The 14,241-nt window shown below is 60.6% G+C and carries 12 protein-coding genes and 1 pseudogene; 8 read left to right on the top strand and 5 right to left on the bottom strand.

Annotated features, from left to right (window positions below; all coding sequences use genetic code 11):
- Positions 1 to 12 precede the first annotated feature (12 nt).
- Positions 13 to 1,440 carry an exodeoxyribonuclease I gene (gene sbcB, locus AC19YX_RS16695; protein WP_078471872.1) on the top strand — a complete coding sequence of 476 codons (1,428 nt, stop codon included), beginning with the start codon at positions 13 to 15 and terminating at the stop codon, positions 1,438 to 1,440.
- Positions 1,441 to 1,542: 102 nt separating this feature from the next.
- Here sbcB and mvaT read toward each other — a convergent pair whose 3' ends face one another.
- Positions 1,543 to 1,917, bottom strand: a complete 375-nt coding sequence (gene mvaT / locus AC19YX_RS16690; RefSeq protein WP_078471871.1) for a histone-like nucleoid-structuring protein MvaT — start codon at positions 1,915 to 1,917, stop codon at positions 1,543 to 1,545.
- A gap of 346 nt (positions 1,918 to 2,263) precedes the next feature.
- Between mvaT and purU the strand changes: the two genes are divergently transcribed.
- Positions 2,264 to 3,112 carry a formyltetrahydrofolate deformylase gene (purU, locus tag AC19YX_RS16685; RefSeq protein ID WP_020297238.1) on the top strand — a complete coding sequence of 283 codons (849 nt, stop codon included), beginning with the start codon at positions 2,264 to 2,266 and terminating at the stop codon, positions 3,110 to 3,112.
- Positions 3,113 to 3,177: 65 nt separating this feature from the next.
- Positions 3,178 to 3,366, top strand: coding sequence for a hypothetical protein (locus AC19YX_RS16680; RefSeq protein ID WP_078471870.1), 189 nt, complete (start codon positions 3,178 to 3,180; stop codon positions 3,364 to 3,366).
- Between the two features lie 128 nt (positions 3,367 to 3,494).
- Here AC19YX_RS16680 and AC19YX_RS16675 read toward each other — a convergent pair whose 3' ends face one another.
- The gene (locus tag AC19YX_RS16675) at positions 3,495 to 4,259 is read right to left on the bottom strand and encodes a methyl-accepting chemotaxis protein (RefSeq protein WP_371106527.1); all 765 of its coding nucleotides are present in this window, start codon (positions 4,257 to 4,259) and stop codon (positions 3,495 to 3,497) included.
- A 93-nt stretch (positions 4,260 to 4,352) separates the two neighbouring features.
- Positions 4,353 to 5,384: pseudogene (locus AC19YX_RS16670) on the bottom strand (HAMP domain-containing protein); the annotation flags it as partial.
- Positions 5,385 to 5,576: 192 nt separating this feature from the next.
- Between AC19YX_RS16670 and AC19YX_RS16665 the strand changes: the two are divergent.
- Positions 5,577 to 7,064 (top strand): helicase HerA-like domain-containing protein, encoded by a 1,488-nt coding sequence (locus AC19YX_RS16665; RefSeq protein WP_500606620.1) that lies wholly within the window; start codon positions 5,577 to 5,579, stop codon positions 7,062 to 7,064.
- Between the two features lie 14 nt (positions 7,065 to 7,078).
- Here the strand turns inward: AC19YX_RS16665 and AC19YX_RS16660 are convergent, their stop codons facing one another.
- Positions 7,079 to 7,534 carry a DUF721 domain-containing protein gene (locus AC19YX_RS16660; protein ID WP_078471867.1) on the bottom strand — a complete coding sequence of 152 codons (456 nt, stop codon included), beginning with the start codon at positions 7,532 to 7,534 and terminating at the stop codon, positions 7,079 to 7,081.
- A 307-nt stretch (positions 7,535 to 7,841) separates the two neighbouring features.
- On the opposite strand from AC19YX_RS16660, the gene secA reads away from it, so the two are divergent.
- The 4 genes from secA to AC19YX_RS16640 all read left to right on the top strand — a co-directional run bounded on the left by secA (position 7,842) and on the right by AC19YX_RS16640 (position 13,600).
- Entirely contained in the window at positions 7,842 to 10,583 is a 2,742-nt protein-coding gene (gene secA / locus AC19YX_RS16655) for a preprotein translocase subunit SecA (protein ID WP_078471866.1), read from the top strand.
- A 123-nt stretch (positions 10,584 to 10,706) separates the two neighbouring features.
- Positions 10,707 to 11,924 (top strand): bifunctional glutamate N-acetyltransferase/amino-acid acetyltransferase ArgJ, encoded by a 1,218-nt coding sequence (gene argJ, locus AC19YX_RS16650; RefSeq protein ID WP_421548605.1) that lies wholly within the window; start codon positions 10,707 to 10,709, stop codon positions 11,922 to 11,924.
- Between the two features lie 105 nt (positions 11,925 to 12,029).
- A complete protein-coding gene (locus tag AC19YX_RS16645; protein ID WP_078471864.1) occupies positions 12,030 to 12,662 on the top strand; it encodes a glutathione S-transferase family protein in 633 nt (210 codons plus the stop codon).
- Positions 12,659 to 13,600 (top strand): Nudix family hydrolase, encoded by a 942-nt coding sequence (locus tag AC19YX_RS16640; protein WP_078471863.1) that lies wholly within the window; start codon positions 12,659 to 12,661, stop codon positions 13,598 to 13,600. The genes AC19YX_RS16645 and AC19YX_RS16640 overlap by 4 nt, the downstream gene beginning before the upstream one ends.
- Positions 13,601 to 13,659: 59 nt before the next feature.
- Here AC19YX_RS16640 and AC19YX_RS16635 read toward each other — a convergent pair whose 3' ends face one another.
- On the bottom strand, positions 13,660 to 14,241 hold the full coding sequence (locus AC19YX_RS16635; protein WP_421548603.1) for a cob(I)yrinic acid a,c-diamide adenosyltransferase: 582 nt from the start codon (positions 14,239 to 14,241) through the stop codon (positions 13,660 to 13,662).

Here is a 14,241-nt window from a genome sequence, read left to right as displayed (position 1 = left end):
CAGGAACAGCCCGTGACCTCCATCTTCTGGTACGACTACGAAACCACTGGCATCAACCCGCGCTGCGACCGGCCGCTGCAAGTGGCGGGTATTCGCACCGACCATGAACTCAACGAGATCGGCGAGGCGGTCAACCTCTACTGCCAGCCCAGCGACGATATCCTGCCCCATCCTGCGGCCTGCATGATCACCGGCATTACCCCCGGCCGCCTGGCTGCAGAGGGGTTGAGCGAAGCCGATTTCATGACTCGGGTCCATGCCCAGCTGGCCCAGCCCGGCACCTGTGGCTCGGGCTACAACACCTTGCGTTTCGACGACGAGATGACCCGCTACAGCCTGTACCGCAACTTCTTCGACCCGTACGCCCGCGAGTGGCAGGGCGGCAACAGCCGCTGGGATCTGATCGATGTGGCGCGTGCGGCCTATGCCTTGCGTCCGCAAGGCATCGTCTGGCCCGAGGAAGAAGGGCGGGTGAGCCTCAAGCTCGAGCGTCTGACCGCTGCCAACGGCATCGACCATGGCCAGGCCCACGACGCACTCTCCGATGTGCGCGCCACCATCGCCCTGGGGCGGCTGATCCGCGAGAAGCAGCCCAAGCTGTTTGACTGGCTGTTTCAACTGCGCAGCAAGCAACGGGTGATGGACCAGATCCGCCTGCTGCAGCCGATGGTGCATATTTCCGGGCGGTTCTCGGCGGCGCGCAGTTACCTCGGCGTGGTGCTGCCCCTGGCCTGGCACCCGCGCAATCGCAATGCGCTGATTGTCTGTGACCTGCACCTCGATCCCCAGGGGTTGCTTGACCAGGATGCGGAGTCATTGCGCCAGCGCTTGTACACCCGCCGTGACGAGTTGGAGGAGGGCGAGTTGCCGGTGCCACTCAAGCTTATTCATATCAACCGCTGTCCGGTGGTGGCGCCACTGAATGTATTGCGCCCACAGGACCAGCAGCGCCTGCAACTGGACATGGAGCTTTATCAGGTGCGCGCGCAGCAGCTGAGCGCGGGCCAGGAAGTTTGGCGCGAGAAACTTCAGGCGATCTATGCAACTGAAGACTTTGCGGCCACAGAGGATCCGGAGCAGCAGTTATACGACGGGTTTATTGGTGATCGTGATCGTCGACTGTGCGAGCAAGTACGCCTGGCCGACCCTGTCGATTTGGCTCAAGCGCATTGGCCATTCGATGATGGACGCCTGCCGGAATTATTATTCCGTTACCGAGCGCGCAACTTCATCGAGACATTGAATAAGCAAGAGCAAGAGCACTGGAAAACATTTTGTCAGCAGCGCCTACTCGACCCGAAATACGGGGCGCCCAATACCCTTGAGGCTTTTAACGCGGCCTGTGCACAGTCCTTATTAAACGCCACGCCGGCGCAGAAAGCGGTACTCAATGAATGGCAGGATTATGCGCGTTCATTAAGCGTCCGGCTGGGTATTTGAACGGGCTTACTGCGCACCCGGGTTAAATTCCAGGAATAAAAAAACGCCAGCTGACTGGCGTTTTTTCTACGGGTCACCAATTTCTGGTGCCGGCGCTATGGCTTAACCCAGCAGGGTTGCCCAGCCTTCAACTACGTCGCCGCCCCACTTGGCTTTCCACTCTTTCAGGGTCTTGTGGTTGCCACCTTTGGTTTCGATGACTTCGCCGTTGTGCGGGTTTTTGTACTGTTTAACTTTGCGAGCACGTTTGGTGCCGGTAGTTTTTACAGCAGCGCGTGGCGCTTTAACTTTGGACTCTGGATCGAGCAGGGCGATGATGTCACGCAGCGACTTGGAGTACTCGCCCATCAGGGTGCGCAGTTTGCCTTCAAATTCCAGTTCGGTTTGCAGTTTGTCGTCTTGGGACAGATTCTTCAAACGGGCCTGGAGCTCTTTGATGGCTTCTTCTGTGGCACGGTATTCGTTGATCAGGGACATGGAAACTACCTTATTTGGGCGCGAGTGGCGGGGTACAGTGTCGTAATAATAGTCAGGCAGTTTCAGCAAGTAAACATTAAAGAGGGCTTTTGTTTAATTTGTTTAAAGTGTCGGCTCGAAAAAAAAGCCGTGCAGTTAAATACTGTGATGGGCCTCTCACAGATATTCACAAACTCAGTCACGGACTATTTGCAACTAGGTCTGTGACAGAACCCGGCAGTCAGTTTTTCCAGGGTGTTAGTGAGCCCGGCGGTGCCTGGAGACGATTGAGGCGTAACGGATACTGCAGTTTTGCCGCGTAATGGCTAGAATGGCGGCCTTTGCGAAGTTCTGGAGTTTCCCCCTCATGCGCACTTTTCGGTTGGTGATTTCTTGCCCGGACCGCGTTGGCATTGTCGCCAAAGTCAGTAACTTTCTGGCCTCCCATAACGGCTGGATCACCGAAGCGAGCCACCACTCGGACAACCTCAGTGGCTGGTTCTTCATGCGTCACGAGATTCGTGCCGATTCGTTGCCCTTTGGTATCGAAGCATTGCGCGAGGCGTTCAAGCCGATTGCCGAAGAGTTCTCGATGGACTGGCGCATCACCGACACCGCACAGAAGAAGCGCGTGGTGTTGATGGCCAGCCGTGAGTCCCATTGCCTGGCGGACTTGCTGCATCGCTGGCACAGCGACGAGCTTGATTGTGAGATCTCCTGCGTGATCTCCAACCATGACGACCTGCGCAGCATGGTCGAGTGGCACGGTATTCCTTATTACCACGTACCGGTCAATCCACAGGACAAGCAACCGGCTTTCGCCGAAGTCTCGCGCCTGGTCAAGCATCACGATGCAGAAGTGGTGGTCTTGGCGCGCTACATGCAAATCCTGCCGCCATCCTTGTGCAGCGAGTACGCGCACAAAGTGATCAACATTCACCACAGCTTCCTGCCGTCCTTCGTCGGTGCCAAACCCTACCACCAGGCGTCGCTGCGCGGGGTCAAGTTGATCGGTGCGACCTGTCACTACGTGACCGAAGAGCTGGATGCCGGCCCGATCATCGAGCAGGACGTGGTGCGCGTCAGCCACAGCGACAGCATTGAAGACATGGTGCGTTTCGGCCGTGACGTCGAGAAGATGGTCCTGGCCCGTGGCCTGCGTTATCACCTGGAAGACCGGGTCCTGGTGCATGGCAACAAGACCGTGGTGTTCTGATTGAGAAGGGTGGGGCCGGGCGTTACATGTCAGGCCCCCCGCATCGTCGTAGCGAGGTCGGGCCGATGAACGATCCACTGGATAAAGCCACATCCAAGGCTCCCGCCACCTTGGGCGAGGGTTGTCTGAGCCGATACGACCCTGACGATATGGGGCCGCAGGACGGCACCGAGTTTCCCGGAGCCGCCGAGTTGTGGGAACAACTGCAGCAAGATCAAGACCCCGAAACCGAGGCACCGACCAAGCCTGCCTGATAGGCGAACAGCGCCTTGGGATACAGCGACAAGACCCTATTGCCGGCCCGCCCGTTTTCAGAAAACAGGCGCGCCGGCTTTTTAATGGGCGTTTGCCAGCGAGAGCCCAGGCCCTCGCCGGCAATAGGTCAGATGCGGAAGGTGCCTACCAGGTGCTTCAGGCGCGCGGCCTGCTGCTCCAGATCAGAGCAGGCGCGCAGGGTCGACTGCAGGTTTTCCACGCCTTCCTGATTGAGGGTGTTGATCTCGGTAATGTCCATGTTGATCGACTCCACCACCGAGGTCTGCTCCTCGGTGGCGGTGGCGACCGACTGGTTCATGCCGTCGATCTCGCCAATCCGCTGGGTCACGCTGTTCAGGCGTTCGCCGGCCAGGTTGGCGATCTCCACGCTGTCCTGGCTGTGGCGCTGGCTTTCACTCATGGTACCGACCGACTCGCGGGCGCCCACTTGCAGCTCCTCGATCATGGTTTGCACCTGTTGCGCCGACTCCTGAGTGCGGTGCGCCAGGTTGCGAACCTCATCGGCCACCACCGCAAAGCCTCGACCTGCTTCCCCGGCGCGTGCCGCTTCAATGGCAGCGTTAAGCGCCAGCAGGTTGGTTTGCTGGGAAATGCTGGTGATGACTTCGAGGATCTGCCCGATGTTCACGGTCTTGCTGTTGAGTGTCTCGATGTTGGTGCTGGAAGCGCTGATCATCTTCGACAGCTGATTCATCGCCTGGATGCTGCGATCCACCACTTGCTGACCGTCTTCGGCCAGGTTGCGTGCGTCGCTGGCCTGTTGCGAGGCTTGGGCGGCATTGCGTGCGATTTCCTGGGCGGCGGCACCCAGTTCATTGATGGCCGCGGCGACGCTATTGGTGCGGCTGGCCTGCTCATCGGAGTTGAGCATCGACGAGTTGGAAGCGCTGACCACGCGCAGGGCCACTTCGTTGACATGCTCGGTGGCCGAGGACACTTCGCGGATCGAACCATGGATGCGTTCGACAAAGCGATTGAAAGCGTTGCCCAGGATGCCGAATTCGTCCTGGTTCTGGATAGTCAGGCGCCGGGTCAGGTCGCCTTCGCCGTCGGCGATGTCTTGCATGGCGCGGGTCATGACATGCAGCGGTTGCATCAGGACCCGGATCAGCATGCCCAGCAGGAAAATGGTAATGGCCACGGCGATCACGGTGGCGATCAGCGCTGAGGTACGGAATTCACTGAGCATGGCGTAGGCCTTGTCCTTATCGACGGACAGACCGATGTACCAGTTGACCGAGGAAAGGCCCTTGATCTGGGTGAAGGTGACAATTCGGGTTTTGCCATCAGCGGTGATTTCGCTGAGTTCAGTGCTGATGCGCGGGGTGTCCTGGGGGTAGATGTCCTTGAGGTTCTTCATCACCAGGTTTTTGTCGGGGTGCACCAGGACCTTGCCGTCGGCGCTGACCAGGAACGCATAGCCCATCCCGTCAAAATCCAGGGCATTGATGCTGTCTGCAATCACCTGCAGGCTCAGGTCGCCGCCGACCACGCCGATGCGCTGGCCGCCCTTGAGCACGCTGTCGACGATGGAAATCACCAACTGCCCGGACGCCAGGTCGATGTAGGGCTCGGTCAGGGCCGAGCCGCTGGTGCTTTCGGCGCTCTTGTACCAGGGGCGGGCACGCGGGTCATAACCGTCGGGCATCTTGCTGTCGGGACGGATAATAAAGCTGCCATCGTTGTTGCCCAGGTAAGCGCCCATGAAGGTCGAGGTCACGGCCTTTTGTTCGAGCAGCAGGCTGACGTTGGTCTTGTCCGAGTTGAGCGCCACCGATTGCGAGAGGTTTTCGATCAGCAGCGCACGGCCGGCAAGCCAGGTCTGGATGTTTTTGGCGGTGACGTCGCCCATCTCCTGAAGGTAGTTATCCAGGTCCCTGCGGATGGCATTACGTTGCAGGTAGTCGTTGTAGAGCGTGAATAGCGCGAAGGCAGCTATGACGATCAGGGAGGCGGCAAGCAGGATTTTATGGCTGAAGCGCAGGTTTTTGTTCATGGCTCGAGGGTCCGCTAAGGTCTTGTGATCCGGGCGTGCTCATATAAAAGCGCGCAAAATAGACGGAGTTGAAAGTAAGCTGATACTTCCATCCCTCCCTAGGGAACTATCCGACATTAATTTCAGATGTGTCTGGTATCTCGTTTATTCATATCGACCGTGTACGGCTAAAGATTAACCAGGGGTGACAAAATGCCTGACTCATCGCAACTCGTTATCGGCGCCGATCTTTCCGGGCAGCCGATCGCCCAGGCCATGCGTCTGGCCAACCGTCACGGTTTGGTGGCTGGTGCCACCGGGACGGGCAAGACCGTAACCCTGCAACGCCTTGCGGAAGCCTTCAGCGATGCCGGGGTTGCCGTGTTCGCTGCCGATATCAAAGGCGATCTGTGTGGCTTGGGAGCTGCCGGCAATCCGCAGGGGAAGGTGGCCGAACGAATCGCCGGGATGCCTTGGCTGAACCATAAGCCTCAGGCTTATCCGGTGACGCTGTGGGATATCCACGGGCAATCCGGTCATCCATTACGCACCACCTTGAGTGAAATGGGCCCGCTGCTGCTGGGAAGCCTGCTGGAGCTGACCGACAGCCAGCAATCGGCACTCTATGCGGCCTTCAAGGTCGCGGACCGTGAAGGGCTGTTGCTGCTAGACCTGAAAGACCTCAAGGCGCTGCTCAATCACCTGCGGGAAAACCCGCAGGTACTGGGTGACGATGCGGCGTTGATGACCACCGGCTCCAGCCAGGCCCTGTTGCGGCGCCTGGCAACCCTTGAGCAGCAAGGGGCCGAAGCGCTGTTTGGCGAGCCGGCCTTGCAACTTGAAGACATTCTGCAACCGGCCAGCGACGGCCGCGGGCGCATTCACCTGCTCGACGCCAGCCGCCTGGTGCATGAGGCGCCCAAGGTCTACGCGACGTTTCTGTTGTGGCTGCTGGCTGAACTGTTCGAACAGTTGCCAGAGCGCGGTGATGGTGAAAAGCCGCTGCTGGCGCTGTTTTTCGATGAGGCGCACCTGCTGTTCGCGGGGACGCCCAAGGCGCTGCAGGATCGACTGGAACAGGTGGTGCGGCTGATTCGATCGAAAGGCGTGGGGGTGTACTTCGTCACGCAATCGCCAGGGGATTTGCCCGACAGCGTGCTGGCGCAGTTGGGGTTGCGGATTCAGCATGGCTTGCGCGCGTTCACCGCCAAGGAACAGAAATCCCTGCGCGCGGTGGCCGAGGGCTTTCGGCCCAACCCGGCGTTCGATGCGTTGTCAGTGCTGACCGAGCTGGGCATCGGCGAGGCCCTGGTGGGCACCTTGCAGGACAAAGGCACGCCAGCCATGGTCGAGCGCGTGCTGGTCGCGCCTCCGCAATCACGCATCGGGCCGCTGACTGAAGCCGAGCGGGCGGCCTTGATTGCCGGTTCGCCATTGCTTGGGCGCTACGACAAACCCATTGATCGCGAGTCGGCGTATGAAGTGCTGATGGGGCGCAAGGACCTTGCGCCAAAGGCCGACACGGCATCGGACAAACCGGTTGCGCAAGAGCCGAGTCTTACCGATCGGGCTGGGGAGTTTCTCGGCACTGCGGCCGGCCAGGCGCTGAAATCAGCCATGCGCCAGGCCGCCAACCAGTTGGGACGGCAATTGGTGCGTGGCTTGATGGGCTCGTTGCTGGGGGGCAGCAAGCGTCGCTGATCCGACGCCGCGGCTCAGGTTCGCGGTTTGGCGTGACTGGCCAGGCGTTCCAGGGCGGCCCGCAGGTTGGGGTCGCTGATGCCATTGGCCGTTGCCTGGATGGTTTCGGCGGCGTTGCTCGAGAGGTCCATGGTGTGGCCCGCAGCGCCTTGCGGAACGGTGGGCGGCTGCACCTTGAACAGGATCCGCGTCAGGCTGGCGAACTCGTTGAACTCCACCAACTGGCGTTGCAGTCGCTTCTGTTGATAGCGCAGGCGGGTCGCCCAGTGGCCGTCGGTGACAATCAACAGCAAGCTGCCTTCGCGCCACGAGGCGACATGGCAATGCTCGCGCGCTGCCGGCTGTAATTGGCTTTCCACCAGGCGTTGCAGATGGGCCAGGCGCTGGGCATGGCCGAATATGGCTTTGAGAGGCTTGGCTTCGCGAAGGAGAACGGCGGGGAGTCTGGCCGTGTGTGGGCGAAATGCCATGATCAGAAACCTGAAGTTACAGAGCGGCCATGGTAGCAGAAAGCGTCCTGTTCTCTGCGCTCATCTCTGTCGGCTGGGGATTGTCCATTAAATCAATGGGTAACTTCGTACTTGTCTGGGTTGAAAGTCGGCGAAAAGGCCTTATTGTAAGTGAGCCCCGTCATAGCGCTGTACTAGCATCGTGGAATAACGCCACTTTCCTCGCCATCGTTTCCGGGTAGAATACTCGTTCGCATGCGGCCATAAGGGCTGCTCGGGCGACTCACGGGGCCGCCCTCCATCCCTATGTGTGGAAGATCCTGCCGATATGTTTGCGCCTTTGTTAAAGAAACTTTTTGGAAGCAAGAACGAGCGTGAAGTCAAACGCATGCTCAAGACGGTACAGATCGTCAATGCCTTCGAAGAGCAAATGGTAGCCCTTTCGGACGATCAATTGCGTGCCAAGACCGAAGAGTTCAAGGCCCGCGTAGCCAAAGGTGAAACCCTCGACAAACTGCTTCCTGAAGCCTTCGCGGTCGCCCGTGAAGCCGGTAAGCGGGTCATGGGTATGCGCCACTTCGACGTACAGTTGATCGGCGGCATGACCTTGCATGAAGGCAAGATCGCCGAGATGCGCACCGGTGAAGGCAAGACCCTGGTAGCAACCCTGGGCGTCTACCTCAACGCGTTGTCCGGCAAGGGCGTACACGTGGTGACGGTGAACGACTACCTGGCCCGCCGTGACGCCAACTGGATGCGTCCGCTCTATGAATTCCTCGGCCTGAGCGTTGGCGTGGTCACGCCTTTCCAGCCGCCGGAAGAGAAGCGCGCAGCCTATGCCGCCGACATCACCTACGGCACCAACAACGAATTCGGTTTCGACTACCTGCGCGACAACATGGCTTTCAGCATGGAAGACAAGTTCCAGCGCGAGCTCAATTTTGCCGTTATCGACGAAGTCGACTCGATCCTGATCGACGAAGCCCGTACCCCCCTGATCATTTCCGGTCAGGCCGAAGACAGCTCCAAGCTTTATATCGAGATCAACAAGTTGATCCCGCAGCTGGAGCTGCATGTCGAAGAAGTGGAAGGCGAAGTCACCAAGGCGGGTCACTACACCATCGACGAGAAGACCCGCCAGGTCGAACTCAACGAAGCCGGTCACCAGTTCATCGAAGAGATGCTGACCCGTGTCGGCCTGCTGGCTGAAGGCGAAAGCCTGTACTCGGCGCACAACCTGGGCCTGCTGACCCACGTCTACGCCGGCCTGCGTGCGCACAAGCTGTTCCATCGCAACATCGAATACATCGTGCAAGACGGTCAGGTGGTCCTGGTCGACGAACACACCGGTCGTACCATGCCGGGTCGTCGTCTCTCCGAAGGCCTGCACCAGGCCATCGAAGCCAAGGAAAACCTGAACATCCAGGCCGAAAGCCAGACCCTGGCCTCGACCACGTTCCAGAACTACTTCCGTCTGTACAACAAACTGTCCGGCATGACCGGTACGGCCGACACCGAAGCGTTCGAATTCCACCAGATCTACGGTCTGTCGGTAATGGTCATTCCGCCGAACAAGCCGCTGGCGCGTAAAGACTACAACGACCTGGTGTTCCTTACCGCCGAAGAGAAGTACGCGGCGATCGTGGCGGACATCAAGGAGTGCATGATCTCTGGGCGTCCGGTACTGGTCGGTACGGCGACCATCGAGACTTCCGAGCACATGTCCAACCTGCTCAACCAGGAAGGCATCGAGCACAAGGTCCTGAACGCCAAGTTCCACGAAAAAGAAGCTGAAATCATCGCCCAGGCCGGTCGCCCAGGCGCCCTGACCATCGCCACCAACATGGCCGGTCGTGGTACCGACATCCTGTTGGGCGGTAACTGGGAAGTGGAAGTCGCCTCCCTGGAAAACCCGACCCCTGAGCAGATCGCCCAGATCAAGGCCGATTGGCAGAAGCGCCATCAGCAAGTACTCGAGTCGGGTGGCCTGCAGGTAATCGCCTCCGAGCGTCACGAATCGCGCCGTATCGACAACCAGTTGCGTGGTCGTGCCGGTCGCCAGGGTGACGCCGGTTCCAGCCGTTTCTACCTGTCTCTGGAAGACAGCCTGATGCGCATCTTCGCCTCCGACCGGGTGAAGAACTTCATGAAAGCCCTCGGTATGCAGCCTGGCGAAGCGATCGAGCACCGCATGGTGACCAACGCGATCGAGAAGGCGCAGCGCAAGGTAGAAGGCCGCAACTTCGATATCCGCAAGCAACTGCTGGAGTTCGACGACGTCAACAACGAGCAGCGTAAAGTGATCTATCACATGCGCAACACGTTGCTGGCCGCGGACAACATCGGCGAGACCATTTCCGACTTCCGCCAGGACGTGCTCAGCGCCACCGTCAGCGCCCATATTCCACCACAGTCGCTGCCTGAACAGTGGGACGTGGCGGGTCTGGAAACCGAAATTGAAAGCGGTTTCGGGGTGAAACTGCCGATCCAGCAATGGCTCGACGAAGACGATCACCTGTACGAAGAAACCCTGCGCGAGAAGCTCCTGAACGAGTTGGTCGCGGCGTACAACGAGAAAGAAGACCAGGCTGGCGCAGAAGCCCTGCGCAGCTTCGAGAAACAGATCGTTCTGCGCGTCCTGGACGACCTGTGGAAAGACCACCTGTCGACCATGGATCACCTGCGTCACGGTATCCACCTGCGTGGCTACGCACAGAAGAACCCGAAGCAGGAATACAAGCGCGAGTCCTTTACCCTGTTCTCCGAGCTGCTGGATTCCATCAAGCGCGACTCGATCCGTGTGTTGTCGCACGTTCAGGTCCGCCGCGAAGATCCGGTCGAAGAAGAAGTCCGCCTGCGCCAGGAAGCCGAGGCACTGGCTGCGCGCATGCAGTTCGAGCATCCTGAAGCGCCTGGCCTGGATCAGCCCGAAGCCCTGGAAGAGGGCGTCGATGTCGATGTAGCCCTGGCCTCGGCCCCGGTTCGCAATGATCAGAAGCTGGGCCGCAACGAACTGTGCTACTGCGGTTCGGGCAAGAAGTACAAACACTGTCACGGCCAGATCAACTAAGATTTCCGCCGGACACTGAAATACCCGCGCCGCGACCGGCATCAGCCGTCGCGGCGTTTTTCCATTTGAAACACTGTCTTTCGCGACGACGGTGCTGACATCACATTAAAGAGGAGCGCATTCATGGCTGTTGGTCTTGGTCCTTTGCCAACGTTGCACCCGGTTGCCGGTTTTGAGCTTGGCATCGCTTCGGCTGGCATCAAGCGCCCGGGGCGCAAGGATGTAGTGGTCATGCGCTGTGCCGAAGGCTCCACGGTTGCAGGCGTGTTCACCCTGAATGCCTTTTGCGCGGCGCCGGTGATTCTGGCCAAGCAGCGGGTTCAGGGACCAGTGCGTTATCTGCTGACCAACACCGGCAATGCCAACGCAGGTACGGGTGAGCCGGGCCTGGCTGCGGCCACCCGCACCTGCGCCAAGCTGGCCGAGTTGACCGGTGTCGATGCCAGCGCCGTGCTGCCTTACTCCACCGGGGTAATCGGCGAACCGCTGCCCGTGGAGAAGATCGAAGGCGCGCTGCAGGCCGCCCTCGACGATCTGTCGGTCGATAACTGGGCCGCCGCCGCGACCGGGATCATGACCACCGACACCCTGCCCAAGGGCGCCAGTCGCCAGTTCCAGCATGAGGGTGTGACTGTCACGGTGACCGGCATCAGCAAGGGCGCCGGTATGATTCGGCCGAACATGGCGACCATGCTTGGCTACATTGCCACCGACGCCAAGGTTTCCCGCGACGTGCTGCAGAACCTGCTTCTGGACGGTGCCAACAAGTCGTTCAACCGCATCACTATCGATGGCGATACCTCGACCAACGACTGCTGCATGCTGATCGCGACCGGCCAGGCCAACCTGCCGCAAATCGACCAGGCCAGCGGCCCGCTGTTCGCCGCGCTGAAGCAGGCGGTGTTCGAGGTGTGCATGGAGGTGGCACAGGCCATCGTGCGCGACGGCGAAGGCGCGACCAAGTTCGTCACCGTAGAAGTCAATGGCGGCGGTAACCATCAGGAATGCCTGGACGTCGGCTACACCGTCGCCCACTCGCCGCTGATCAAGACCGCGCTGTTCGCTTCCGACCCGAACTGGGGGCGGATCCTGGCCGCTGTCGGTCGCGCCGGTGTGCCGGATCTGGACGTGAGCAAGATCGATGTGTTCCTGGGTGAGGTGTGCATCGCCAGCCGCGGTGCGCGTGCCGCCAGCTACACCGAAGCCCAGGGCGCTGCGGTCATGCAGCAGGAAGAAATCACCATTCGTATCGAGCTGGGTCGTGGCCAGTGCAGCGAAACCATCTGGACCACCGACCTGTCCCACGAGTACGTGAAGATCAACGCCGAATACCGTACCTGAGGCCGGTGCTCGCGCCGACAGGCTGTTTCTGGCTTCCATGGGCCAGAGGCGGCTTGCCGGCGCTGGCAAGCCCGCTGTCCCTCGCATCACACAAGGTGTCAGACCATGAGCTTCCACCTGATCATCGGCGACAAACTCTATTCTTCCTGGTCCTTGCGCGGGGCTTTGGCGCTGGAGCTGGCCGCCGTCCCCTACAGCGAAGAGCTGATCAAACTCAACCAGCCCGACACCCGCGAGCGCCTGCTCAGGCATTCGGCAACCGGCAAGGTGCCTTTGCTGAAGACCGAGCACGGCACGATTGCCGACTCGTTGGCGATTGCCGAGTACCTGGCTGAACGCTTTCCCGAGGCCCGTCTATGGCCGCTTGATACTGCCGCTCGTGCCCAGGCGCGTTCGGCGTGTGCGCAGATGCACAGCGGCTTCTTCGGCCTGCGGGGCAACTTGCCTTTCGACCTGGCACGTGACGCGCCACTGTCGCCAATGCCCCCGGAGGCCCAGGCGGATATCGAGCGGATGCTGGCGTTATGGGCCGAGTGCCGTGCCACGGCAACCGAGCCCGGGCCGTTCCTGTTTGGCCCTGCGACTCTCGCGGATGCGTTTTTTGCACCGGTCGCCGTGCGCCTGCGGACCTATCAGGTTCCATTGCCGGCGGTTGATGCGGCCTATGTCGAGGCAATCTATCAATGGCCAGCCTTCAAGGTCTGGCAGCAAGCCGGTTTAGAGGAAATAGTGCGGTGAAACGAGTACATGTGGCCGCGGCCGTTATCCGCGATGTCAGCGGCAAGATCCTGATTGCCCGACGTGCCGACACCCAGCATCAGGGCGGCCTGTGGGAATTCCCGGGCGGCAAGGTCGAGGCCGGTGAAGCGGTGGAGGTGGCGCTGGCCCGCGAGCTGCTGGAAGAACTGGGGATTGTGGTGCAGGCGGCACGACCCCTGATCAAGGTGCAGCACGATTATCCGGACAAGCAGGTGCTGCTGGATGTGTGGGAAGTATCGGCGTTCAGCGGTGAAGCCCATGGCGCGGAAGGGCAACCTCTGGCCTGGGTCAGCTCGCGAGAACTGGCGAACTACGAGTTTCCGGCAGCCAACCAGCCGATCGTGGCGGCCGCTCGCTTGCCTTCCGAGTACCTGATCACCCCTGAGGGCTTGGAAACCCCGGCGCTGCTGCGGGGCATACAAAAGGCCATCGCCGGCGGCATCAAGTTGGTCCAGCTGCGTGCGCCCAACGGCTACGACCCGCAATACCGCGACCTGGCGGTGGATGCCGTCGGCCTGTGCGCGGGCAAGGCGCAGTTGATGCTCAAGGGGCCGTTCGAGTGGCTGGGGGATTTCCCTTCGGCAGGCTGGCACATCACCTCGGCACAACTGCGCAAGCACGCCAGCGCCGGGCGACCATTTCCCAAGGACCGCTGGCTGGCGGCCTCCTGCCACAATGCCGAGGAGTTGTCCCTGGCGCAGCAGATGGATGTGGATTTCGTCACCTTGTCGCCCGTCCAGCCCACCCAGACTCATCCCGATGCCCAGCCGCTGGGGTGGGAGCAGGCCAGTCAGTTGATCAGTGGTTTCAACAAGCCGGTGTACCTGCTGGGCGGGGTCGGACCGGCCGAGTGCCAGCAGGCATGGGCCGCCGGAGCCCAGGGCGTGGCGGGGATTCGTGCGTTCTGGCCGGATTGAAACGCGCCCGTTGCCCGTCAGCCGCCCTCGATAGAATCATTCCGGGGGCGGTTGGCCGATCACGCGGAGGGTTTTTCCGCCGCCTGCCACAGGATTTCAGCGATGCCCTGGCGCTTGGCAATCAGGCGCGCAGCGACAAACAGTAAGTCCGACAGGCGATTGATATACGCCAGGCCAACGCCTTCCAGGGGCTCCAGCGCATTCAGCTGTTGGCAGCGACGCTCGGCAGTACGCGCCAGGCTGCGGCAGACATGGGCCTGGGCTATCAACGCCGAGCCGCCGGGCAGAATGAAGTTCTCCAGGGGGCCAAGTTCCTCGTTCCAGAGGTCGATGGCCGTTTCCAGGCGCTCGACTTCTGCCGTGTTCAGCGCCTGATACACCGGCATCGCCAGCTCCCCACCCAAATCGAACAGCCGGTGCTGACACGGCGTCAGTACTTCGATGACCTGCTTCAAGCCAGGGTGCTCGACACTGTGTTCGGCCAATCCGGCCAGCAGCAGGCCCAATTGGCTGTTGAGGGTGTCGACTTCGCCGATGGCTTCGACCCGGGGATGATCCTTGGGCACCCGGCGGCCATCGCCAAGCCCGGTCTCGCCCTTGTCGCCGGTGCGGGTGTAAATCTTCGACAGGCGAAAGCCCAT

This window comes from Pseudomonas sp. MF09150 (assembly GCF_059862355.1).
Note: the sequence above shows the minus strand (reverse complement) of the source record. Positions and strands in the feature narration are given on the sequence as shown.

Coding starts and splice junctions, on each gene's coding strand:
- AC19YX_RS16635 (WP_421548603.1), bottom strand. CDS start 14,241: ATGGGCTTTCGCCTGTCGAAGATTTACACCCGCACCGGCGACAAGGGC.
- secA (WP_078471866.1), top strand. CDS start 7,842: ATGTTTGCGCCTTTGTTAAAGAAACTTTTTGGAAGCAAGAACGAGCGT.
- purU (WP_020297238.1), top strand. CDS start 2,264: ATGCGCACTTTTCGGTTGGTGATTTCTTGCCCGGACCGCGTTGGCATT.
- AC19YX_RS16665 (WP_500606620.1), top strand. CDS start 5,577: ATGCCTGACTCATCGCAACTCGTTATCGGCGCCGATCTTTCCGGGCAG.
- argJ (WP_421548605.1), top strand. CDS start 10,707: ATGGCTGTTGGTCTTGGTCCTTTGCCAACGTTGCACCCGGTTGCCGGT.
- mvaT (WP_078471871.1), bottom strand. CDS start 1,917: ATGTCCCTGATCAACGAATACCGTGCCACAGAAGAAGCCATCAAAGAG.
- AC19YX_RS16645 (WP_078471864.1), top strand. CDS start 12,030: ATGAGCTTCCACCTGATCATCGGCGACAAACTCTATTCTTCCTGGTCC.
- AC19YX_RS16660 (WP_078471867.1), bottom strand. CDS start 7,534: ATGGCATTTCGCCCACACACGGCCAGACTCCCCGCCGTTCTCCTTCGC.
- AC19YX_RS16675 (WP_371106527.1), bottom strand. CDS start 4,259: ATGCTCAACTCCGATGAGCAGGCCAGCCGCACCAATAGCGTCGCCGCG.
- AC19YX_RS16680 (WP_078471870.1), top strand. CDS start 3,178: ATGAACGATCCACTGGATAAAGCCACATCCAAGGCTCCCGCCACCTTG.